General features: G+C 40.8%; 25 protein-coding genes. 1 reads left to right on the top strand and 24 read right to left on the bottom strand.

Annotated elements, in window-relative coordinates; genetic code table 11:
• Positions 1-27: 27 nt before the first annotated feature.
• Positions 28-549 carry a hypothetical protein gene (locus C8D97_RS00955; protein ID WP_109761464.1) on the top strand — a complete coding sequence of 174 codons (522 nt, stop codon included), beginning with the start codon at positions 28-30 and terminating at the stop codon, positions 547-549.
• Positions 550-576: 27 nt separating this feature from the next.
• On the opposite strand, the gene C8D97_RS00950 is transcribed toward C8D97_RS00955, so the two are convergent.
• The 24 genes from C8D97_RS00950 to rseP form a co-directional block, all read right to left on the bottom strand.
• Positions 577-1,512, bottom strand: coding sequence for an ankyrin repeat domain-containing protein (locus C8D97_RS00950; protein ID WP_109761463.1), 936 nt, complete (start codon positions 1,510-1,512; stop codon positions 577-579).
• 78 nt (positions 1,513-1,590) lie between these two features.
• Entirely contained in the window at positions 1,591-1,992 is a 402-nt protein-coding gene (locus tag C8D97_RS00945) for a hypothetical protein (RefSeq protein ID WP_109761462.1), read from the bottom strand.
• Between the two features lie 236 nt (positions 1,993-2,228).
• Positions 2,229-2,759, bottom strand: coding sequence for a hypothetical protein (locus tag C8D97_RS00940; protein WP_109761461.1), 531 nt, complete (start codon positions 2,757-2,759; stop codon positions 2,229-2,231).
• 243 nt (positions 2,760-3,002) lie between these two features.
• On the bottom strand, positions 3,003-3,530 hold the full coding sequence (locus C8D97_RS00935; protein WP_109761460.1) for a hypothetical protein: 528 nt from the start codon (positions 3,528-3,530) through the stop codon (positions 3,003-3,005).
• Positions 3,531-3,639: 109 nt separating this feature from the next.
• Positions 3,640-3,843: a transposase gene (locus C8D97_RS00930; RefSeq protein WP_109761459.1), complete on the bottom strand. Its 204-nt coding sequence runs from the start codon at positions 3,841-3,843 to the stop codon at positions 3,640-3,642.
• Positions 3,844-3,943: 100 nt separating this feature from the next.
• Positions 3,944-4,438 (bottom strand): hypothetical protein, encoded by a 495-nt coding sequence (locus C8D97_RS00925; protein ID WP_146196054.1) that lies wholly within the window; start codon positions 4,436-4,438, stop codon positions 3,944-3,946.
• A 236-nt stretch (positions 4,439-4,674) separates the two neighbouring features.
• Positions 4,675-5,064 (bottom strand): hypothetical protein, encoded by a 390-nt coding sequence (locus C8D97_RS00920; RefSeq protein WP_109761457.1) that lies wholly within the window; start codon positions 5,062-5,064, stop codon positions 4,675-4,677.
• Between the two features lie 131 nt (positions 5,065-5,195).
• On the bottom strand, positions 5,196-5,372 hold the full coding sequence (locus tag C8D97_RS00915) for a hypothetical protein (protein ID WP_109761456.1): 177 nt from the start codon (positions 5,370-5,372) through the stop codon (positions 5,196-5,198).
• A 217-nt stretch (positions 5,373-5,589) separates the two neighbouring features.
• Positions 5,590-8,574, bottom strand: a complete 2,985-nt coding sequence (locus C8D97_RS00910; RefSeq protein ID WP_109761455.1) for a DUF2339 domain-containing protein — start codon at positions 8,572-8,574, stop codon at positions 5,590-5,592.
• Positions 8,575-8,828: 254 nt separating this feature from the next.
• A complete protein-coding gene (locus tag C8D97_RS00905; protein ID WP_109761454.1) occupies positions 8,829-9,293 on the bottom strand; it encodes a hypothetical protein in 465 nt (154 codons plus the stop codon).
• 34 nt (positions 9,294-9,327) lie between these two features.
• On the bottom strand, positions 9,328-10,071 hold the full coding sequence (locus C8D97_RS00900; protein ID WP_109761453.1) for a hypothetical protein: 744 nt from the start codon (positions 10,069-10,071) through the stop codon (positions 9,328-9,330).
• 184 nt (positions 10,072-10,255) lie between these two features.
• Entirely contained in the window at positions 10,256-10,708 is a 453-nt protein-coding gene (locus C8D97_RS00895) for a hypothetical protein (protein WP_109761452.1), read from the bottom strand.
• Positions 10,709-10,736: 28 nt separating this feature from the next.
• On the bottom strand, positions 10,737-10,913 hold the full coding sequence (locus C8D97_RS00890) for a hypothetical protein (protein ID WP_109761451.1): 177 nt from the start codon (positions 10,911-10,913) through the stop codon (positions 10,737-10,739).
• A gap of 166 nt (positions 10,914-11,079) precedes the next feature.
• Positions 11,080-14,559, bottom strand: coding sequence for a DNA polymerase III subunit alpha (gene dnaE, locus C8D97_RS00885; RefSeq protein ID WP_109761450.1), 3,480 nt, complete (start codon positions 14,557-14,559; stop codon positions 11,080-11,082).
• Positions 14,560-14,690: 131 nt separating this feature from the next.
• The gene (locus C8D97_RS00880) at positions 14,691-14,915 is read right to left on the bottom strand and encodes a DUF1653 domain-containing protein (protein ID WP_109761449.1); all 225 of its coding nucleotides are present in this window, start codon (positions 14,913-14,915) and stop codon (positions 14,691-14,693) included.
• Positions 14,916-14,989: 74 nt separating this feature from the next.
• A complete protein-coding gene (locus C8D97_RS00875; protein ID WP_109761448.1) occupies positions 14,990-15,832 on the bottom strand; it encodes a hypothetical protein in 843 nt (280 codons plus the stop codon).
• A gap of 67 nt (positions 15,833-15,899) precedes the next feature.
• Positions 15,900-16,463 carry a ribonuclease HII gene (gene rnhB / locus C8D97_RS00870; protein WP_109761447.1) on the bottom strand — a complete coding sequence of 188 codons (564 nt, stop codon included), beginning with the start codon at positions 16,461-16,463 and terminating at the stop codon, positions 15,900-15,902.
• A 65-nt stretch (positions 16,464-16,528) separates the two neighbouring features.
• Positions 16,529-17,671, bottom strand: a complete 1,143-nt coding sequence (gene lpxB, locus C8D97_RS00865; protein ID WP_109761446.1) for a lipid-A-disaccharide synthase — start codon at positions 17,669-17,671, stop codon at positions 16,529-16,531.
• 11 nt (positions 17,672-17,682) lie between these two features.
• Positions 17,683-18,465, bottom strand: coding sequence for an acyl-ACP--UDP-N-acetylglucosamine O-acyltransferase (gene lpxA / locus C8D97_RS00860; RefSeq protein WP_109761445.1), 783 nt, complete (start codon positions 18,463-18,465; stop codon positions 17,683-17,685).
• On the bottom strand, positions 18,462-18,899 hold the full coding sequence (gene fabZ, locus C8D97_RS00855) for a 3-hydroxyacyl-ACP dehydratase FabZ (RefSeq protein ID WP_210204817.1): 438 nt from the start codon (positions 18,897-18,899) through the stop codon (positions 18,462-18,464). Before fabZ ends, lpxA begins: the two co-directional genes overlap by 4 nt.
• 22 nt (positions 18,900-18,921) lie before the next feature.
• Positions 18,922-19,968, bottom strand: coding sequence for a UDP-3-O-(3-hydroxymyristoyl)glucosamine N-acyltransferase (gene lpxD, locus C8D97_RS00850; protein ID WP_109761444.1), 1,047 nt, complete (start codon positions 19,966-19,968; stop codon positions 18,922-18,924).
• A gap of 15 nt (positions 19,969-19,983) precedes the next feature.
• Positions 19,984-20,490, bottom strand: a complete 507-nt coding sequence (locus C8D97_RS00845) for an OmpH/Skp family outer membrane protein (RefSeq protein ID WP_109761443.1) — start codon at positions 20,488-20,490, stop codon at positions 19,984-19,986.
• Between the two features lie 46 nt (positions 20,491-20,536).
• Entirely contained in the window at positions 20,537-23,026 is a 2,490-nt protein-coding gene (gene bamA, locus C8D97_RS00840) for an outer membrane protein assembly factor BamA (RefSeq protein ID WP_109761442.1), read from the bottom strand.
• A 19-nt stretch (positions 23,027-23,045) separates the two neighbouring features.
• A complete protein-coding gene (rseP, locus tag C8D97_RS00835) occupies positions 23,046-24,371 on the bottom strand; it encodes an RIP metalloprotease RseP (RefSeq protein WP_109761441.1) in 1,326 nt (441 codons plus the stop codon).
• Positions 24,372-24,377 lie beyond the last annotated feature (6 nt).

The raw sequence follows: 24,377 nt of genomic DNA, 5'->3' as shown, positions 1-24,377 counted from the left end.
ATTTACTATCATTGGAAAGCACACAGCATGTTAAAAATTGTATTGCAAAGCATTAAGTCGATAATTATTGCCATTACTTTAAGCATAGCCTTACAGTCATGCACATCTGAATCGACAACAAATCAAGCTGCAAACGATAAAACAGGTCCACAATCTACATCCAGGGAGCAATCTACATCAAGAGAACAATCACTGACTGACTCAATCAGCAACATTTCAGATCCACAATTAACCGATGACCAAAAACAAGCGATCAAACGTTTAGAGTGGGTCAATACAACAGATATTGAAAAAGAAATACAATCCGCCATCAAAAACAATGACTTTAGATTATATGTTTTGGCATCTCGCGGAAACCCTATGCCGGGTATCGCTGTTGATCAGCAACAAGCACTTGCTAAGCTATGCGGTACTAAATTTATTCCTGGTGCTGGCGATACCCTGCTCAATCAGTATCACCAAACGTTAATGGAAAAGGCGCTTACCTATGCAGAACAGTTCAACCAAACCCTGTCCACTCATTGTAAAAGCAATCCTTTAGACGAATAAACCCGACCCCATGATCTCAAAAACTACTTAACAGTTATTGATTTTTTTTACAACAAACTCTTTAACCTCCTTGCTAACATGGACGTTTCTTTCCAAATCATTCCTGATTTTATGTTTAGACAAGCATATATCAGCTCCATGCCTTATTAATAAAGAAGTATTTTCAATCGAATTAGAAAGCCATGCAAAATAAACTGGATAATAACCATACTCATTCTTTTGATTTACATCAATTTTGTTAAATAAAAGATACTTCAGCATCTCAAGCAAGTTCTCACCGTTGCCTGTCAACGCAATTATTAGCAAATTATTCCCTTCATCATCTAAAAAATCTCTCAAAGTATGAGAGTCAGCTATCTCAATTAGCTCTTCAATCATCCCCCACTTTATATACGATATAATTTTGTTATCTCTCGTATATCTATCAACATTCTTAGCAAGGTAAAACTTAATCTTCAACTTAGAACTCATATCAATATTAAGAGTACTATCATGCACTTGGTTAGGCACCATTAATAAATTGCTATATAGCTTTTCATTGCCATCTGACAAAGCGATTCCATTAAAATCATATAACACGTTTGTACATGGCGATATCAGCACATCATCCATTATCTTCAATACACAACCATTGCTATCAAGTGCATAAAACACTACCGTTTCTGATAAAAACCTGCTCTTATAATTTCTCACATTAAATTCCAAAAGCGAGCTACCGATTAAACTGCCATGATTTTCAAAAACCTGATTCACCTTTTCAAGTAGATCACTATACACAAACTTTTTTTCCAGAATTTTATTTTTCAACAATATATTTTTGTTTCTTTTACATATCACCAGAGGCATTCTCTCAATTTCATTTTGAAAACAGCTATTGCCCTCTAACTCACTTAAAGAAAAGCTATACTTATTAGCTTCGAGTAATGGAAAATAAAGCAAAGTAATTATGTATAAAAATCTCATAACTCACCTGAATTCAAGTATTAAGTGCAATTTCCTATTGTGTTACGCGAACTCATATAATACGAGCAATTCCCAAGATTAATGTTTATAGTGTCCACAATCAAATATTTGCTCTTCCGATTCACCGAAATAGGTTGTATCTCTAGTTAACCTCAAAACTACAATGCCGTACTCTACTTTAACTTGGCCAGTAACATTTAAATAGCCAGACTGACATTCTACAGGAAGCTCATCCAGCTTTGCTTTATAGTTTAATCTGATTGGAACTTGACCTATTCCATCTGCCAAGTATGCTTTTGCATACTCTCTAGTTAAGTAGAGTCCTAAAGAATTACCTCTTGTGTGTACGTAGCCTAGTACGTCAATCTCTTTATCTATATAACTCTCTTTATTTGACAGAAAGTCAACTATAAATACCGATTGAACTGCATGAGCACCAATAACAAAAATGCTAAAAAAAGATGCCAGTATTATTTTCACTACAATTCCCTCTAGCCAAAACCATTAATAAACAATCAGATTATATGCCAATAATTTTCCTAATAAGATAATTACGATAAAGATATACTAAATGAATTGAAGCAGAAATAGATATTAATTATGACTACACATAACAATTATCACTTACTCTGAAATAATGGGCCAGGTTCATTTTTAATGCTTCCAACTATATTAAATTGACTTGACCACCGTATATTTTTAACCTGAGTTTTTTATTATTTCTCTACATTATTTTCTTTTGACTTCTTTTTTTCAGTTATATATTTCGTATTATTTCGAATAATAAGAAATGATAAAATAAGCCAAATAGTAGCTAAACATAATATTCCATACGCAGTAACAACATGCTCCTTTTTCTCTTCATCAATATTCAATATCTCTTGTTTATCTACATGAAGCCCAAATATAGAACCAGAGCTACCATAAGTTATTTCGTATATTTTATTGCTTCTGTATAGCTCCTTAGCTTGCTTACAGTTGATATGATTTATTTTTGCATTCACTCTCTGCTCACCACTTATCTTAAAGTAGACAGAGCTATAACTACTATACTCAATACAACGAACAATAGAAGCCTTACCTACATATTTCTTTAGTTCAGGAAGATTTAATGCTCCACTAAAATATAAAAAATATAACCATATCGAAATAGGTAACAATATAATAGCAAGCAGAATACCACCAAACTTGTCATAGATATTATAATAATATTTTAACTTCTTAAAGTTTGATGGCTTAATTACCACTCATATACTCCGCACTATACTTGTGTACCCGAATTCATATCATAAGTGCAATTCCTTGGTAGTGGTTGTTGATCCGCAAATCAATTATAGCCACTTTAAAATTTAACTAGGAATTGCACTTATGATATGAATTCGGGGACCCCTGATCTTCTCCAAACTCTTCTTCACTTTTACTCCATTTTTTTGTTTAAATTATATAAAATAGAACTGACCTATCGATTTCATCTTCATACTTATCCGATGCTAGTTAACATAACCAATGCCACCATCTAATTTTTTTGATGAGATATACTCACTCCCCTTTAAACAAAATATTTTATTTTCCTGAAGGCGTCGAGCTATAACCTTATCGTCTTTTAACACAGTTGCTGTATACTCTGTTTTTTCACCCGAAAATAGCAAAGACTTAGGCTTAATATATATAAACTTGGGACTAACTACGTTGAGTTTAAGGTTAACTTTTTGTTCTAGTCCTTTAAAGAAAGGATTGGTAACTTCTACTTCATATCTCCCGCGGTCTAAGACAATTTTACAGATTCCTGCTGTTTTCGTAAAAAATCTTGCTTTTTGGCTTTCAGAGTTAACAGTTATACTTGACACCATGCCTTCGTTGATAAGATTCCACTCGTGAATAACATATAGAATAACTTTTCCGCTCAGCATGTGTGTCTTATCTTGTATCAAAGATTGCTCAACATCAATATGCGATCGTAATACTGTTTGACTACATGCAGTAATCAACAAGGTTATTAAAAGTAGTAAAACCTTCATTATATTCCACACCCATAGTTATTATATTCCGTTTCACAACCATGGCTATCCAAAGTCAAGAATTGCCAGAGTGCCTCCAACTAAATCAGTCCGTTTAATTGGGGGAACCTCATTTCTTTGGACGCCCTTTCCCTTTAAAGGCTGCTTCTCCCTTATCTTCTAGCTGCTCTGCCCATTTGTACAGCTGATTGCGTCGAACACCTAGCTCAAGGGCTATCTCTCGTGCTGGGCGATCCGACTCTTTCATCAATCGTACAGCCTCCAACTTAAACTCTTTGGTAAACGTCTTATAAGGCTTTCTTTTGGTAACCATTTTAGATACTCCTTTCGCGACAATGTCGCTTATTTTAAGTATCCGTTAAACTGGGGGAGGTTCAGCCTGACCCCATAATCTTTTTTGCCTCTGTGTTTTTTTACTTCAATTCATTTACAGTAAGGTTATTCAAATATTTTTTCACACAATTTTGATTAGCAATATCTAACATACCTAAAAGCTTATAAATACTAGAAAGCTCATCTGTAGTAACTCTCATATAATCTACATTATCATCTATTAATATAAAATATGTTATATAGTTATCATAAATCGTAGCGCCCAATGCACCTTCACTAATGTTAAAGCTCTTACATTTTTTTGGTTCTGAAAACTCTTTCCTTAATTGACTTAGCTCACTTCCAGTTCCAACAGTGACTTTAAAATATTCGCTTTTGTGTTTTTTATTTTCATGAATAGCTGCGCTAGTTACAAGCAGCTCACCATTACTCCATGAAAACGAGTAATCATTGTCAATACAAAATTTTTCAGACATCGCTTCAAACATCAAGCTCTCACTCGAACATGCAGCAAAGCACAACTTAACTGAACAAGCTAATATAAATAGTAATACTTTACGATTAACTTTAATCATTAAAATAGTCCCACTTCATTCTTTTAATATCAATTTTTTCTGAGTCATATTCTTATGTACACTTACCATATGTTCTATATAACTAGGAGCTTTTACTTTTAAAAACATTCCAATATAATAACTCTTTAAAAGTAATAGGAGATCATTCTGACCCCATGATCTCTTTGACCCCATAGTTTGCCTTTTTTAGACTATATAAAATAGGCGTGACCGCAAGATATTTGCCCCCACATAATTCATTGATTGCAATTACCTAAATACTTTGGAAAATACCTTTTATCATCGTGTTTTATCAAATAATTATTAAACTGCACGCTTTTAACAGCCTCACAATACAACCACTTTACTTTCGATCTTTTTTCTAAACTTTTATAGTGTGAGTCTGCAAACTCACCAATAAAAAAGTCCCAGTTAACACTTGTTGAAATGCGGTTATTTAACTCTTCTTTATAAACGAACTGAAATTGACAGTACATTATATTTGAATAACTCCAGCAGTCATTTAAATAAAGATCCCAAAGCTGATACATGTTCAACTCTTTAACTTTATTACTTGACAAATAAAAAAAGCATAAAGTTAAGCAAAAAAACAAAAGCAAAATTAAAAGACCTACCTTACCTTTCATACAACCTTACCCCGTTTCGAATATTGTTTTTTGCAACAGAAATCCCACCAATAATCCAATGACGAGAGTTAAATGTATCATAAAGTGAATTATTATCATCAAATAGCATGAATAGAAATTATGGGTCAGGTTCATTTCTTTATATTAAGTATTCGATACACTTGATTAAGCACCTTGCCCATCTCCCCTTTTTCTTCTAGCTTCTTCATCTCACTTATAGCAGGGCAGACACTGCCGACGCTTTTTAAACCAAAATATTCCGCAATATTAGCTAACTTTTCATCCGATAATATTTGACATAAATACATAGCCAACTTCCTCGGCTGGTTTTTACGCAACCGACTGTTATGACCCTCACAAATAAAAAGGGGTCAAGCCCTGACCTTGTAACTTTTCTACAACCTGTGACCGAAACTAAATGGACACTTATCTGTAATATGGCGAAGTAACTGTTTGTGAGAATAGCAACAATTGTGAGGGACGTTACGCCCCTCGATCGATGTTAAGTATCGGGTATATTGAGTACTAATGCCTTATTGCGTCTTTGCTTTTCAGTCGCTGATATTGAAATGCGGCAATCAACAATAATATTCCGATAACAATAAAACTAATGACTTTTTCAATCAATGAGAAGTCACTCATATCGTGTAAAAATATTTTCAGTAAGCTGAGACCAAACATACCCAGCGCCAACTTCTCAAACGAGTGAAAGAGTGGCTTTTGCGCCAAGAAAAATAGCGCTATCGAATGTAAGATGAGTGCGACACTTAAGGCGGGACCAAAATAGTTTCCTGTCACGTACTCAAGCACAAAACTGTAAGCGAGAATCAATGTTAATTGATAACTCCAGTAGGTAATCTTGTTGGTCTTACCCAGCTGTGTGATAAGTTTCTGGTAATGTCGTTTCCCGTGCAAAACCAGTCCTAGGAGAATCACTGATAACAACGCAAGCGACAAGTCAAATATCGAGTTTCGAACCTGACTGAACAGTAATAAGGTAAGCACCAACATCCAGCCGAGACGCAAGTGGTGGGCAAGATGTTTGATTCGCTGATACCGCATTGCTTTTAGCGCCGGCCAGTAAACAACGACACTCAGATGCAAAGCAAAAGCAGTCAACAACATAATGGCGACGTTTTTTGACAGCCAGTAAGTTGTTAGTGCAACGGCTAAAGAGGCAAAGTAGTAGCTTCCCGATGCCTGCCAGTTAAATAGAGGAGTCACCTGAATTCTGGTGCGGCCCGTTCTTTGGTAGCTTTTTCGCCAGTAAAGAATCACTCCAAAATAAGTTAGAGCAAAGAACAGTGCAATTTGTGCTGCATTAAACGCGTCATTGGACTGTTGCACGAGCCAACCGATCAGTGTCGCGATTATTGCGACCCAGGTTAATGCAATCATCTCAATTCCGAGAATGGTTTGCTTGACCCGCCAGTAGATAACACTGGAAAATGATACCGAGAACCAGCAAATGAGTGGGAACCAGTCGGGTACGCGGCGCAAAGCGCTGGGCAAATAGATAATGGGTAGTAGCAGCCAGAAAATCAATTTCAATACCCCCATGAAGCCGAGTAGATTTCCCTGAGGGAGTCGTTTCTCATAATATTTCGGCAACAGGAACAGACAGCCAAACGCAGCGGCTGCACTCAACTTGATGACTAGCGGCCAATCACTGAAGTGAAAACTGCCGAGCTCGATAATGTCCTGAAGTATCAATCCGGCCGAAAAGAAAAAAGCCAACACAGCGACTGCCTGAGAAAACGGCAGTTGGTACTTCCCGTGGCGCCATATCAGTAAAAACATGGGTATCAGGGGCGAGACCATAAAAGCAATCGGAAAGTACAAATAACAGATCGCAATAACCGATGCCGCTAACCAAAATGACACCCATTCTCTCAATAGATAAACGGCGAGCGATTCGCCCTGTGGCCAGGGCTTTTTGATCAAGCCCGGAAAACTAATGATACATTGTGCGCTCAGACCTAGGGCAAACAGATAAATCAGCGCGAAATAAGAACTGGCCGAGCTTGTCGCTGCAAACCATTCGATAATGGCCCATAGATTTATCAGAATCGAAATGATTAACACAAGGTAGGCTTCGGTGCGTAGCATTTTTTGACGAAACACCAAGCCGAGCGCAAACAGCAATACCGCTTCAATGGCCCAGATAATTCCGGCACCGCTAACGCCCAACCAGGCGACCGCCGCGAATGCACAAAATACGCCCGCGTGCATAACACTGAGTGTGAATTCGAAGCTGCGCCGTTTTAGTAAGGTGATTAAGGCAACAAGAGACGCAACACCTGCCATCAGAAAATAGATGTTATTCGGCGACTGTTGGGTAAAGCTATCGAACCATTGCCAGGAAACAAAAGTGTAAAACAATAGATTGGTACTAAACAGCGTTAAGACTTTACCGGTCAACTGATGTTTCACTGATGAATAAATAAAGCCAGCGTACAAAAAGAAGAAACCGTGGAGGAGCGCGACAAATCCCCAATGATTCGCAGCACTGGTGACCAATTGGTATTCGATTGACGCCGAAGTAAGGACGATGGTCAGATATGTCAGCGAGCGTAAGTCATGACGTTTTGCGATGAGCAAACTGGCGACGTTCAGGACAAACAGATAAGCGGTGAAAGTGAGCGACAGCGCCTGAGGTGCACCGGCAATCCAGGGTAGGAAGACGCCGCCAATCAATGACAAGTACGCCAGTATTCTGGCTTCAAAGAAATGACAAAGAAGGTACCCTAGCAGGGTGATGGCGCTAAAAATAAAAAAAGCTGCACCGGACGACACCAGCCCAAAGTACGGCCCGATAAAGTAACTGGTCAAATACCCGATCAGCAAACTGAGTCCGATGATGGCGCTGGAAAAACTGCCCCATTGTTCATTGCTTCGTCGCAGGTAAAGTCCCGTGGCGAAAACAGCCGCTGTGAGCAAGTAGCCACTGCCTACCTTCATGAGTGGCGTAAACTGATCAAAAGTAAACTGAAGCAAAAAGCCCAGACCAATAAGAAGAATAACAATACCCGATGCCGTCAAAAGAAAAAGCGGAGCCTTACCCTGTCGTTGATAATCTCGATAAGTGTCGAGCCCCCTTTCAACGATGGCACCAAGCCGCCATTGTTCCATCACCAAATTGACGAACCAGAAAAACAACAGGCTGATACTTGAGGGCTTTTGCTGTTGCTGCTGCGGACGTTGGGCTTGTTGCCGTGTTTTCGATGCTGGACTATCTGGTTCTTGCGCAGCGACTCGCGGTTCGGAAACAGTGAACACAGCTTTGTTGGATTGTATATTCTGTTGGTGTTCCGACAAGACTGGATTCTTGGCGACTTCTGGCGTTGCCTGAACCTGGCTTTCCCTGTCGTCATCAATGGTGAGTTCTGGTTCGCCCCCTAATTCCTCTTCCAGAGCATTCAGTTTACTTTCAACTATGTCCACTTTACTAAGAAAAAGCCTTCTAAGCGTCGCCACTTCTGAGCGCAATTTCGCGATATCGTCCTTCATTGATGATGACCTGCTCAACAGAGATGTCTTGAACGTTATACTTAATGTTGGTGACGGGTCAAGTTATCATCGAATTTACCAGACCTCGAATTCATATCTTAAGTGCAATTCCTAGTTAAATTTTAAAGTGGCTATAATTGATTCGCGTTCGTTAAAAATGAGGAATTGTGACTGTATGACTTTTCGAAGGAAGGCCAGAATGACCAGCAGCAAGATAGTATTAGCGGGAGTCCATTTTATAGATTTAAAAGAAATCATGGATAAGTCTCTAAAATCTTCTTAAAAGCACTGTTATCGAATTGATGTTCAATTAAATAATCTTCTATCGCGCTATCTTTTAAAGGTGATTTAGGTGATAAGTACGAGTAAAGCAGCCGATTTTCACCTGGAATATACTGTCTATATTCACAAAATTCCTCATCATTTTGAATAAAAACAACAAGCCTTTTGGCATTAAAAAATCGAGCTAGTTTAACTATAACTTTATTTGTCACCTCAAAATCACCTAAGTAGCTCAATGTATATAAGCACTCAAGCTCACTCAAATATTCTATATCAACTGGGTATTCAATAAATTCAGCTTCTTCAGCAAGTTTTCGCTCTCCTTCAGGCAAGTCTTCAGGAAAACGAGGTCGAGTATCGAAATCTATGTACTTATGAAATTGCTTGATCTCATCGTTGCTTGAGAAGGCAGTATAAATTATTCCATTAAATTCCAATTTTAGTTACCTCTCCTTTACTTTATTTAATTGTTTATTTCATTCTAGCTTCTTTTATTGCATCCAATGCTTGACTTGGCAACTCAGGATCTTCAAATATTGCTAACACTCTATTTGAAAAAGATACTTGCTCTCTGTTTTTTAACTCACAATTTAAGACCCAATCATCCAAATAATTAATAAATTTTTTTAAATATGGATGTTCATGATATCCCTGCATAATACAACTTTTCCAATAGGGAAGGGCTAGGGTACAATAATTATATGGATTATATTCTTCACGAAAAAAATTTAAAAGAACTCGAAAAAAATCGATATATTTGGTTTTTACTTTTTGGACATATTCGTTATCGCTTAAATTGGGATAACTCTCTCTAGTAACTACTTTAGGAAAAATAGCCTCATACATCATCAAATCTCGCCCGCAATAATGACTGACTCCATGAAACTTTTTCTTTGTATCAGGCGTATACTGCCTAAATGCGGTTTCCAGAATGGCTTTTTCATCACACTTCGCTACGACCGTAGAGAAAAAATCAGGAGATGTCGCTGGATGCAACCACATTTCTAATATTATGCTATTGACATCGTAACGCGGAAATACTTCATCAAATGCATTTTCATCACCTTTTAAATAAAAAAGCTTGTAGGCTTCCATATACTCCTTTTCTATCAAGGAACTACTAATCAAGTTAAACTCAAAGTCTTTCCATTTATTTTTTCTATCTTTAACCCAGTCTTTATCGTGAATAAGCCATTCATCACTATGTGTAATCATACACGTCAGTCCTCTGTAGCATTAACAAACAACTCTTCTACGAGCTGAGGTTCTGCATTGTAAAATATGAAATCTTTACCTTCTTCAATTAACATATTTTTGATATTTGCAGGTTTAAATTTTCTCAACACATCTCTTTTATTATATCTATCATTGTGAGATTTTCTACTCGAAAAATTTATACTTAAATATGCAGATTTACCCCGCCTGTTGGTAATTTTTCAAGCTCTGTAGCTGCTGTATCAAAATGTTCTTCAGTGTAGCCCTCAACGGTGCGTTTTCTAAACTTTTGAATCCACCACTCAAAGTCACTAGACTGTTTATAATCTTCAATAGTATTGATATCAGTATTTCCCACTCTGTCAAGATAGAACTGCCTATGGTAGGAATATTTTGACCCATTCATCGCCCAGGGCGCCCAATTAGACTTCTTAAATACTTCTCTGGTACGGTTTTCTTTACCTTTAAGTGATTTTACTTCTACCCATATTGTGTTGGGACTTCCTGGCAAATCGGTGGAACTAGAGCCTTTCAAAACAATATCAATTCTCCGCTGAAAGTTTTTCCCACTAAACTCAATAGTCCCAAGCTCGTCTTCATCTACTAGCCTTAAATTTCTAGTGACTTCTACACCCAAAGGGGGGGGCAGAGGGGGGGGGGCAGGTTCATTTCTTTATATTAAGTATTCGATACACTTGATTAAGCACCTTGCCCATCTCCCCTTTTTCTTCTAGCTTCTTCATCTCACTTATAGCAGAGCAGACACTGCCAACACTTTTTAAACCAAAATATTCCGCAATATTAGCTAACTTTTCATCCGATAAGATTTGACATAAATACATAGCCAACTTCCTCGGCTGGTTTTTACGCAACCGGCTGTTATGACCGTCACCATTTAAATGACAAATCGCTGAAAGTTCTCAGAAGCTTAGAGCTGTAATATTCGCACTGATTATTTACGGGTAAATTGGATTGAACAATTAATTTGGCAAATACAACTTACTGATGCTAATACTCCAACGTTGCCCTTTCACAGCCTTCAATTCCTTCTAAATGATAGAGTAAATCATTGGTTGGTTGTACCTGCCAGTCGGAAGATAAAGGAATGATGGCAGTGCTTCCATTCATAGTGTATTTAAACTTAATGGGGGTTTGCCCTTGTAGGCATGGTTTGATAAATCGTAGCAGTTGATCGGCTAAGTTATCCGGCGTTTTATTGTCCCTTAATTCAATGCATAAACATTTTGCGAATTGTTCACGGGCTGATATAAAGTCATGAATGTTTACGGTGTTAATGCGTAAACCGCCGCTGAAGTCATCGTGTTTTACATCGCCTTCGGCAACAATAATTCTATCGTTTTGAATAATCTCTTTGCATTGTTCGTAAACCGATGCATTAACAAACAGTGTGATTCGGCCACTTTTATCATCCAGAGTCACTATGGCAAATCGATCACCGCGCTTATTAGTGCGAACCATCACATCCATGATTAATCCGGCGGCTTTTATATTTTCACCGCGTCGTGTCGGCTGTAAGTTTTTAATTCGACTCGGCACAAAGTTTTTAAGTTCTGGCAAATAACGATCGATGGGGTGACCGGTTAAATAAAGCCCTAAAGTTTCTTTTTCTCCTTGCAGTACTTGTTCTTCTGGCCAGGGTCGAACTTTTGCCCAGTTAAGTTCGCCCGTGCTGGCGTCTGAAGTAAAGGCTTCGCCGAATAAATCATCCTGACCAATTGCGGCGGCTTTATTTTGTTGATCCGCCGCTTTTATGGCTTCATCGAGACTGGCCATCATGACGGAACGGTTTGGCCCTAATTGATCCAGTGCGCCAGCCCGAATTAACGACTCGAGCACACGGCGATTTACTTTTTTCAAATCCACCCGTTGGCAAAAATCGAACAGATCCGTATAAGGACCATTGACTTCACGTTCGTTAACAAAACTTTCTATGGCGCCTTCACCAACCCCTTTGATTGCACCAATACCATAAATAATGGTGTTTTCATCGGTCACGGTAAATTTGTATTCACCCTGATTAACATCGGGCGGCATAATTTTTATTTTGTGCTGCAAGCAATCATCAACAAAGGTCACGACTTTGTCGGTGTTGTCCATATCTGCCGACATTACCGCGGCCATAAACGCCGCCGGATAATGGGCTTTTAAATACGCGGTTTGATAAGCGACTAATGCGTAAGCTGCCGAGTGCGATTTGTTAAAACCGTAACCGGCAAACTTTTCCACCAGATCGAAAATGTTCATCGCCAGATCGGCATCGATGCCCTGCTTTTCGGCACCTTCGGCAAAAATGGCTCGCTGCTTGGCCATCTCTTCCGCTTTTTTCTTACCCATAGCTCGGCGTAATAAGTCGGCGCCACCAAGACTGTAACCCGCCAACACCTGCGCGATTTGCATGACCTGTTCCTGATAGACAATAACCCCATAAGTGGGCTCAAGAATCGGTTTTAATAATTCGTGTTGATAATCCGGATGCGGGTAGGAGACTTCGGCACGGCCGTGCTTACGGTTGATAAAGTCATCCACCATGCCAGATTGCAAAGGCCCTGGTCGAAACAAGGCCACCAGTGCGATAATTTCTTCAAAATTGCTGGGCTCCAACCGATCAATCAGGTTTTTCATGCCCTGAGATTCCAGCTGGAATACTGCGGTGGTGTCGGAACGTTTAAGCAAATCGAACGAGGCTTTATCCTCCAGCGGAATGTGATTAATATCGAGCGGCTCCTGATCTTTCTCGCCGCGAAGCCGGTTCACAATCGCCATCGCCCAGTCGATAATGGTTAAGGTTTTTAACCCTAAAAAGTCAAACTTAACCAGACCGGCTTTTTCCACATCGTCTTTATCAAATTGCGCCACTAACCCACTGTAATCTTCATCACAATAGATGGCAGTAAAATCGGTTAAGGTTGTGGGTGAGATAACAACACCACCGGCGTGTTTACCCGCCTGACGACACAAACCTTCCAATGACTTGGCCATTTCCCAAACTTCTTGCGCTTCTTCATCCTGCTCAATGAAATCCACCAGTTCGGGCACTTCATCGAGCGCTTTTGATAAGGTCATTCCCGGTGTTGGCGGAATCAATTTGGACATGCGATCAGCCAGACCATAAGGCTTACCCAATACACGGGCCACATCGCGCACCACCGCTTTTGCCGCCATGGTGCCAAAGGTAATGATTTGCGACACGGCATCCCGACCATAGGTTTCCGCCACATAGTCGATGACTCTGTCGCGGCCATCCATGCAAAAGTCCACGTCAAAATCGGGCATGGAAACCCGTTCTGGATTCAAGAATCGCTCAAACAGTAAGTCGTATTCCAGCGGATCCAGATCGGTAATTTTTAACGCATACGCCACCAGTGATCCGGCACCGGAACCACGCCCAGGCCCAACCGGCACATCGTTGTCTTTGGCCCACTGAATAAAGTCGGCAACGATTAAAAAGTAACCGGGAAAGCCCATTTGATTAATAACGCCCAGTTCAATTTCGAGACGCTCATCGTACTCTTTGCGTTTTTCAGCAAAGTCTGGCGAATTTCTGTCGAATAGCACATCGAGCCGCTCTTCTAGTCCTTCTTCACTGACTTTACACAGGTATTCTGCTTCGTCCATATCTCCGGTGGGAAACGCCGGTAGATAATAGGTACCAAGTTCCAGCTGGACAGAACAACGTTTGGCAATTTCCAGCGTGTTTTCTATGGCTTCGGGAATATCAGAAAATAGCTCCGCCATTTCTTCTGATGTTTTAAGATATTGTTGATCGGTATAGTTACGCGGTCGATCCGGATCTTCCAGTACCCGTCCCATGCCAATGCAGACCCTGGCCTCATGAGCAATAAAGTTTTCCTGCTCCAAAAACTGCACATCATTGGTGGCAACCACAGGTACATTCGAGCCTTGCGCCAGGCCTACTGCGGCATGAATGTAGTCGTCTTCATTGGCACGACCGGTGCGCTGCAACTCAAGGTAATAGCGATTATGGAAATAGTGTCCCCAGAAGCCCAGCAGTTGTGCGGCCTGTTCAATATTGCCGGCTAGCAGCGCTTTGCCCACATCGCCTTCTCGCCCGCCAGACAGTACAATCAGCCCTTCATTCCACTTTTTAAGCCACTCACGCTCAACGATCGGCACTCCACGTCGTTGGTTGGTGGTGTAAGCCTCTGAAATGAGGCGCTTTAAATTGGTATAGCCATCCTGACTGATACACAGCAATAAAATCCGAAAGGGCTCATCGCCCAGATCATCGCAATGCACCCATAAGTTGCAACCAATAATGGGTTTAATGCCATTAGATTGAGCCTCGCTGAAAAACCGAACCAGTCCACAAATATTATTTTGATCGGTGAGTGCCAGAGCGGGCTGCTGCAGTTCAGACGCCAGTTTTATCAGCGGCTTTATGCGGCACATGCCATTGCTCATGGAGTATTCGGTATGAACGCGCAGATGGACAAAGTTTGAGGTCATAAACAACTTAGCATTGAATGAAAGATGAAATAATGGCTTATCTTAAGGGAATATCGACAACAGCGGTAGGCTTGACTTTTAATTTAAACGAGCGATAGAAACTAGGGATTTTAATAGGCGTCGATGATGGCTTAATTGGCTTTGCAGACCCACTCAAATCGAGGCTTAAACTGGCCATTCACCTCCACCGATTCTTCAAACATGGATAAGGGTCGTACCCAAAGCCCTTTTTCACCGTACTGAGGCTGATAAACCACCATCCACTCATTGGTTTCTGAATGGCGAGCGGTATCCAGAACCAGATATTCATTGCCTTTAAAATGCCGGTAGATACCGGGTTTGATTGATTCAGTCATATTATATGCCAGAAATAATTTGTGTAGGTGTCATCGTTCCAGTTTTAAACGATGGTTTATATAAAGCGATGATTCTATTTAAAACGGTTATCATTAACCATTTTGTCACTGATTTTCAAGTGTGAGCGCAAACAATGAGTTGAATTGGGCCACCCCACATTGATCCAGATTGAGTCCTGCATATGCGACTCAGCCCCTCTTTTAGAAAAAGCCAGATGCAATGATTTATTGCCATGTCGCTCCCAGTTTTGCTGGGTATTTAATTGCAACATGGGATCGTTGTGAAAAATCATCCCTTCCACTTTAATTGAGTTATGAAATCGATTGGGTTCCATGCGCAGCATAATTAGCCAGCCATTGTCTTCGCCGAGAAAATACAGATTATTGTTCACTTTATCGCTTTGGGCACGAAACATTTCAAGCCGTTTGGTTAAACTTATTTTCGCAGGATGTTGTGCGGCAATCAGCGTCCAGTTTTCATCGCCCACCAGTAAATCAATCTCGCTGCTTTTCAAAAACATTAACTTAGAGTCATTTTCCGCCACATTTAAAATGGAAAAGGTGGTTTTTTCCGGATCTGTCCAATAAAAAAAGGGGATTTGTGTTGCAATAGCATCGTCTACATTTTCAATTTTTGGGTGGTTCATGGTGAAATGGGCAGGATCAATGGCAAACTGCAAACAACGTTGTTGAATAGCGGGATCATGTGCATCCGCAAATTCCCAGGAAAAATCACGAACCGAATGCTCTGCAATAAAAATCACCTTACCACACCGAGTTAAAACCCAGTGCTTGGGATTTAATAAGGCCACTTGACTTGCTTTAGCGGAAGGCTGACTTGCCTTGGCTGTGTTGCCTGAAGTGCCTATTTTCTTTGGCTGCGGGGTTCTATTATTGTTATCCGAGTGCTCACTCAAAGGCACACTCCATTGTTATTTTTGATCTGTGTCTTAGCACATATATTAATACGAGTGGGTTTAATGATTATAGCAGTATTTTTTGAACCGGTGCGTATGATCGTCTATGAATATCAGTCAAACCTAATGTTAACAAGGCATCACGGTGCTGCTTTGTTGGATAGCCTTTGTGTTTAGCAAAGCCATATCCGGGAAATTTCTCATCCATTTCAACCATTTCCCTGTCTCGTGTTACCTTGGCAATAATGGATGCCGCGCTAATACAGGGTTCAATCAAATCGCCTTTAATAATGGCTTCTGCCGTCATGGAAAACTGCGGTAACTTATTACCATCGACTAAAACATGATGCGGTGATTCATTTAACTGCTCAACAGCTCGCTCCATTGCTCGCATGGACGCTTGTAGAATATTAATGCGATCAATTTCATCCACTTCAGCCCGACCAATTGCCCAACATAAGGCTTTTTCTTTAATTAGCTCAAAGTAACGATCACGCTTTTTTTCCGATAGTTTTTTTGAATCGGTTAATCCTTCGATGGGATTATCGGGATCCAGAATAACTGCGGCGGCCACGACAGGACCTGCCAATGGCCCTCGACCAACTTCATCAACACCGGCAATCAATCGCATGTTTTTTTACTCTCATATTTCATGGTTCTAAATGTTTAGCTGTTCCAGGTTCCAGGTTCCACACGTTAGGATTCCAGTAACTGAAAAACAGCGTCAGCCGCAATAATATCCGCATCTTTTTTTAACGCCCGGTGGATATCTTCAAAAGCCAGCTTCATTTGCTGACTTTTTTCATTACCTTCGAGTAATGGCAATAATTCTTTGGCTAATTTATCCGGCTGACAATCACTTTGTATTAATTCAGAAACCAGCGTTTGACCCGCTAACAAATTTGGCAGCGATACATTTTTAATTTTTAACATACGACTAAAAATAGCGTAACTGAAGGACGACATTTTATAACCAACAACCATCGGTTTTTTAAGTAAAGTGGCTTCTAAGGTTGCCGTTCCTGAAGCAATCAGAACAGCATCAGCAGCGGCCATAATTTCACGAGCATTGCCTACCGTTATCATTAAATTTACTTCATCGGCCAGTGGACCTATAGCTGCCAGAAGCTGTGCTTTTCGGGTTTCATTAATCGCTGGTATAAGGATCTTAAGTGACGGCATTTTTTGCTGACATATTCGTGCAGCTTCAATAAAGGGTTTTGCAATGTATTTGATTTCACTGGAACGACTGCCCGGCAATACCGCTAAAACCGGCTCCGTTTCCGCTAAGCTTAATTCTTTTCTAATCGCTTGCGTGTTTTGTTCCAATGGAATTTCATCCGCCATAGGATGCCCGACACAGGCGACCTTTATATTGTGCTGTTGATAAAAAGGCTCTTCAAATGTAAACAAGCACAGCATTAAATCAACCGCTTTTTTAATTTTAAAAATTCGATTGGGTCGCCATGCCCAGACAGAAGGACTAACGTAATGCACCGTTTTAATGCCCGCCTGTTTTAATGACAACTCAAAATCCAAATTAAACTCAGGCGCATCGATGCCGATAAAAACATCCGGTGGATCGGCAATTAATTGAGCAATCAGCTGTTTTCTTACTCGTGATAATTCTCGGTACCGCTTTAGTACAGCAGCTATGCCCATCACCGATAAGCGTTCAATAGGATAAACACTAACGCAGCCTTCGGCTTGCATTTTTGGCCCGGCAATTCCGGAAAAAGTAATGTCAGAATATTTAGTTTTTAACTGACGGATTAAGCCAGCAGCAAGAAAGTCACCCGAGGCTTCTCCGGCGACTATAAAGACTTTTTTGCTTGTCATAATAGAGGGGACTAACGGACGATGCCGCGTTGAGAATTTTCTAAAAACTGAACAATAACATCAACCGCCTGACTGTTATTGGCGATTGTCTGTATTTCAGTTTTTGCTTGTTCCAGTTTTAAATTTTTTCGATACAGCGCACGAAATGCATTTTTAATGGCTCGAATATCATCGCTTGAAAACCCTCGACGTTTCAAGCCTTCTGCATTTATGGCACGAGGTACACCGTCCTGCAACATGACATAAGGCGGAACGTCTTGAGTAATACTACTGTTCATACCAGCAAACGCATGGGCACCGACTTTGCAAAACTGATGGACGCCGGTAAAGCCGCCTAAAATGACCCAGTCACCAACAGACACATGACCAGCGATGGTGGCATTATTGGCAAAAATCACATGGTCTCCCACTAAACAATCGTGAGCAACATGGGTGTAAGCCATAAATAAACCGTGACTACCAATTTGTGTATAACCGATATCTTGAACCGTTCCTCGGTGAACCGTACACCCTTCTCGAAAAACGTTATTGTCACCAATAATGGTTTTGGTGGGTTCGCCTTGATACTTTTTGTCCTGATTCTCTTCGCCAATACTGGCGAACTGATAAAAGCGATTATCTTTACCGATGCTGGTATGACCGTTGATCACCACATGAGGGCCAACACGTGTACCCGACTCTATGGTTACATGTGGGCCAATGACGGAAAAAGGCCCTACTTCAACATCTTCGGCAAGTTGAGCACCAGGCTCAATAATTGCCGAAGGATGGATCTTGGCAGAAGGATGACTCATGCGACTTTACTTTTGGCACACATTAAATCGGCAGAGCAAACGACTTGATCATCAACCAATGCTTCGGCTGAAAACTTCCACATATCACGTTTGCGCCTTTGTACCTTTACCTGAAGATGAACCTGATCGCCTGGCTCAACAGGACGCTTAAACCGGGCATTATCAATTCCGACAAAGTAATACAGCGAGTCTTCATCAGGTAGCTCACCCATGGTTTTGAAGGCTAAAATTCCGGTGGCTTGAGCCAGGGCTTCAAGAATTAATACGCCTGGCATAACAGGTCGATGCGGAAAGTGACCAGTAAAACAAGGTTCGTTATAGGTTACATTTTTAATCCCGTTAAGGTATTCACCGAGTTTATAGTCAACAACCCGGTCTATTAAAAGAAACGGATAACGATGGGGTAAGTGTTTCATTATTTCATGAATGTCCATCACTGACATTACATCGCCTTGCTCACTCATTACTGCTCTCACTTTTTAATGTGTTTAATTCTTTTTGTAAGGTTTTAATTGTTTTTGCCATCTCATCCAGTTGACGCAGTCGGGCCACATTACGTTTCCACTCACGATTGGTCATTAACGGACTGCCCGATGAATAAGCGCCTTTTTCCAGAGACTTGCTGACCTGTGAACCAGCGGTAATATGTACGCCATCAGCCAGCTCTATATGTCCTAGAATGCTTACACGACCACTGATGGTACAAAACTGGCCGACTTTGGAAGAACCTGCGATACCCGAATAGGCTGCCATAGCGCTATGATCACCAAATTCTACATTATGAGCCAGGTGGCAAAGGTTATCGAGTTTTACATCGTTACCGATGACAGTATCCTTGATAGCGCCCCGATCAATGGTGCAGTTAGCGCCGCATTCAAAATCATCACCGATGGTCACGCCACCGAGTTGAGGTATTTTAACCCATTGCCCCGATTCATTGGCAAAACCAAAACCATCGGAACCAATCACACTGCCAGAGTGTATTATCGCTCTCTGCCCCACTTTAACATTGTGGTATAAGGTAACATTAGCAAATAATCGGGAATCACGCTGAACTCTGCAGTTTTCGCCAATGACACATCCAGCGGCAATTTGCACATTTTCTTCTATAATCGCACCGGCTTCAATCACCACATTGGCCCCTATGGCCGCCTCAGAGTGCACATTAGCGGTAGCTTCAATGACAGCTGAAGGATGAATTCCTATGATTTGTTGTGGCGTGGTGTCCAGTAACTGAGCCACTTTGGCAAATCCAAGATAAGGATTATTCATCACCAACGCATTAATCGAACAATCATCCGCTAAATCATGTGAAAGAATGATTGCGGAAGCGTTCGTCGAGGATAGGTAATGTTGGTATTTTGGATTGCTAAGAAAAGCAATGTCACCTTTTTCAGCATTTTGTATTGTATTAATGGCGAAAACGCGGCAAGCCGCGTCTCCTTTAACATCAGCACCTATGTGCTGAGCAATATACTCAAGTGTATAGCCTTGATGAGGCATCCAACCACTCCCAAATTAATTACCGGATGCGCCCAGTCTCGCTAAAACCTTGTCAGAAACATTCATGGATGGTTTAGCGAAAAGTAATGCTTCTTTGTTAACCAGCATATCGTAGTTTTCTTCGGTCGCCAGAGCATTAATTTGTTCCATAATTTTACCCGCCAACATACGCTGCTCTTCTTGCCCACGACGCTTCATATCTTCGTTTAAAGCATTTTGCTTAAGCTTTAATTTACCTTCCATTTCCTGAGCTTGACGAGACATATCAATACGCTCTTGTTCGCTCATGGTAGCGCCGTCTTTTTGCGCTTTTTCTTGTAATTTCTTATACTCATCCAATAATGCTTTTAACTCTTCTTCCTGCTCTTTGAATTCACCCTTCAGTTTTTCAGTGATAGCCACTCGCTGTGGTGATTTTGCCATAATATAACTAATATCAACAAAGCCAACTTTCATATCCGCCGCAAACGCAGATGTAGAAATAGCCAGTGCAGATAGTGCTGTAATTAGTAATTTTCTCAACGTCTTTCCCCTTACAGATTTTCTAAAATTTAAATAATAAAGTTAATTAAAATGTACGACCAATATTAAACTGCAACGTTTCAAACTCATCAAACGCCTGTTCTTTTATAGGTCGGCCTAAGCTAATTGATATTGGGCCCATAGGTGACAACCATTGTATCGCAAAACCTGCCGATACTCGATAGCGTGATGGGTCGCCAAAATCAGGCATAGAAATAACCTGGTTGGTGCCTTGAATGGTAACTGGCATTCCTTGATATCTGTTGACATCAAACTTTGTATTCCAGACATTTCCTGCATCTACAAAAAAGCTGGTGCGAACAGAACGGTTATCTTCAGCAAAAGGTGTTGGGAATATTAATTCCAAAGAGCCTGTAGCGGATGCATTACCGCCCGACGAGAAGCGAGTTAACTGTAAGCGATCGTTTTCCGATGGTAAAATAACAGGGTAACTATTACCATCGGGACCAATAATAGTACTTGTGGTTGGAGAACGAATGATTTCTCTTGGTCCAACCGTATTATTTTCAAACCCTCTGAGTGAATCTGATGTTCCTCCATAAAAGTTTTCAAAATACGGCAAGTTCTCATTAACCCCGTCCCCGTAACCGTCACCAAACGATAAATTAAAAGCGGTCTTTATACTCCAACCACGAGTGAATCCCCAGTAGTTAGTAAAGTTATAGCTCAGCTTATAATATTCTAAATCACTATTAGGCACTGAGGCTTCTAGTGACACCCGGTTCAGTGAGCCATTATCCGGAAAAACGCCACGATTTAGTGTATTTCGAATCCAGCTAGTCTGCATTTCCAAAATTTGGAAGTCTAACGATGTATCGACAAATGGATCCAGTCCAAAGCCTTCAAACAGATCAATAATAGGCTGCGAACGGCCCCCATTGCTGTCTCGTGGAAATGAATTTAACTGATTGCTTAAATAGGTTGATCCTATATTAAATCGAGACACTTCACTTAATGGGATACCTAGTGTAGCTCCCAATCCTGTGGACTTTTGTGAAGATCGATTGATTCTTAATTCACTGTAATCCGTTTCTCGATAAGACAAGTTATAACCTAGGCTGACACCATCAAGTGTGAAATAGGGATCAGTAAAATTAAAGTTATAATTTTTTACTGCTTTGGAATTATTCAAAGAAAAAGCAACGCGATTACCACTGCCTAAAAAGTTCTCATGACTGACACTGGCCTGTAACGAGAGTCCATAAAAACTACCATATCCCAAACCACCCGAAATAGTTCCTGCCGATCGCTCTTTAACTTTAAACTCTACGTCTACTTGATCACTTGTGCCTTCAACTTTAGGTGTTTCTACCGATACATTTTCAATATAAGGGAGTCGTTCCATTCGTGTTTTAGAGCGTTCCACTAATTGCGTCGACAAAGCTTCACTTTCCATTAAACGAACTTCACGGCGTAGTACATGATCATTTGTACTTTCATTTCCAGAAAAGGTCACTCGCCTAACATAGGTTTTCTGTTTTGGATCCACAAATATGATTAATGACACTTCAAGATTTTCTTCATCAAGTTCCGGAACACTGAGTACATTGGCAAATGCATAGCCTTTAAATCCTAACCATTCGGAAATGCGTTCTTCGGAAAAACTTATTGCGGCTCCGCTATAAGTATCACCAGCACGTAATGGAACCAGTGAACGCAACTGTTCTTCGGTATAAATCAACTCACCAGAAAACTTAATTTCTTTAACGGTAAATTTTTCACCTTCATCCACATTCATAGTAATAAACATGCCTTTATTATCAGGCGAAATTGCAACCTGAGTAGACACTACCTGAAATTTTAAATACCCGCGATCCAGATAATAATTTCGCAGCTTTTCAATATCACCGGACAGTTTTTCTTTTGCGTACTGATTATCGCTGGTGAAAAACGAAAACATACCACCAGTCGTTAGTTCAAATTGATCCAGCAGCTCTTCATCAGAATAAACTTTATTACCAACTATGTTGATTTCTTTGATGGCTGCAGGCTCACCTTCATCCACATCCATGCGAACCTGAACCCGATTACGGGACATATTCACAGCGCGAGTTTTCACTTCAACGCCGTATTTACCATGGGAAAAATATTGATTACGAATTTCAGAGGCGATAGCTTCAAGTGCGGCAGCCTGATAAACCTCGCCTTTGGCAAAACCGGCTCCCCGCATCCCATTGAGTAAATCTTCGGTTTTTAATTCTTTATTACCCTCAATGATGATATCAGAGATAATTGGTCGTTCTTCCACATCAATAACTAATGTATTGCCATCTCGAGAGACTTTAATGTATTGAAAAGAACCTGACTCACTTAATGAGCGTATTACTCTGGGTAATCGAGCTTCATCCAATGTTTCTCCTACCTGAATGGGTAAGTACGTGAAAAAAGTACCTAGCTCAATCCGCTGTAACCCATTGACTTTAATATCGTTCACTTTAAAGGCAGAAAAACTCGCAAATACCGAGCTGCTCGCCAAAAATAAAATCGAACTTAAAACTATTTGTTTTATTGTCATACAGACTGTTGAACTCCAACTACAAACGAGCAATATCGTTAAATATCGCTATTGACATCAATCCCAGCACCATCACGATGCCAATTTTCATTCCAAATTCCTGCGCTTTTTCTGACAAAGGCTTACCTTTGATAGTCTCCATCAGATTGAACAATAAATGTCCACCATCAAGCACAGGTACGGGCAATAAGTTTATAAGACCAAGATTTACGCTGATCATTCCCAAAAAGCTGAGGAAATATACCAGTCCTCCGCGCGCAGAGCTACCCGCACCTTCGGCAATTGAGATAGGACCGCCCAGGGACTTGGTTGAAACCTCTCCTAAAACAAGCTTTTTAAACATGGTTGCGGTAAGGGCAATCACCCGCCAGGTCTCATCCAGCGCAAGCTGAAAGCCTTTCCATACCCCGGCAGACTGCTGCTCGACTATCGGATAGGCACTGATCCCTAACAGGTAACGATTGTCTACCAGTTGAGGGAAAGCCGCGAGTTCCAGTGATTCATTATCTCGCTGTACGGTGACTGAAATACGATCAGTGGATTTGACCGACTGCATAAAATCACTGATATCACGAAAAGACGTAACCGGTTTATCGTTCAGTTGAGTGATACGATCACCCTTCTGCATGCCAGCCTGATCCGCAGCACTGCCACTGGATACGTTATAAACAACCGGGGTCAATTGCATTTGAGGCTGTAACCCCAAGCTTTGTAATACATCAGGGCGTCGATCATCCACCTGCCAGTTACTGATATTCAACACGGCCTGTTTTTGCATGCCGGTTTCAGTACTTTCTAGCTGAAGCTCTATTTCGCCGGCTTCGCCTAATCTTTCAACAAGCGCCCATGTCACATCCTTCCAACCCGCTACCGATTGTCCATCGACAGCCATAATTCGGTGATTAGCGGTAATACCTGCTTCAGCAGCTATCGACTGTGCTGGTGGCTCACCGGTAATCGGTTTAACCACATACGTGCCCATCATAAACATGATCCAGAACACAATAATCGCCAATACAAAATTAGCCACCGGACCCGCCGCAACGATGATATTTCGCTTCCAGATGGGTTGTCGATTAAACGCCATCGATTGATCGGCAGAATCAACATTGCCTTCTCGTTCATCAAGCATTTTAACGTAGCCGCCTAATGGAATGCCCGCAATAACGTACTCAACACCATCTTTTCCAGTTCGTTTCCACAGAGGCTTTCCAAAACCCACTGAAAATCTCAGCACTTTTACACCCAGTTTTCGTGCGGCATAAAAATGCCCCCACTCATGAAATGTAACCAGTACCCCTAACGTAACCAGTAAAGCAGCGGTATAAAATAAAAAATCAAACATACTTTT

This window comes from Pleionea mediterranea (assembly GCF_003148745.1).
GTDB lineage: Bacteria > Pseudomonadota > Gammaproteobacteria > Enterobacterales > Kangiellaceae > Pleionea > Pleionea mediterranea.
The sequence above is the reverse complement of the archived record's forward strand: the minus strand, read 5'-3'. Positions and strand labels throughout refer to the sequence as shown.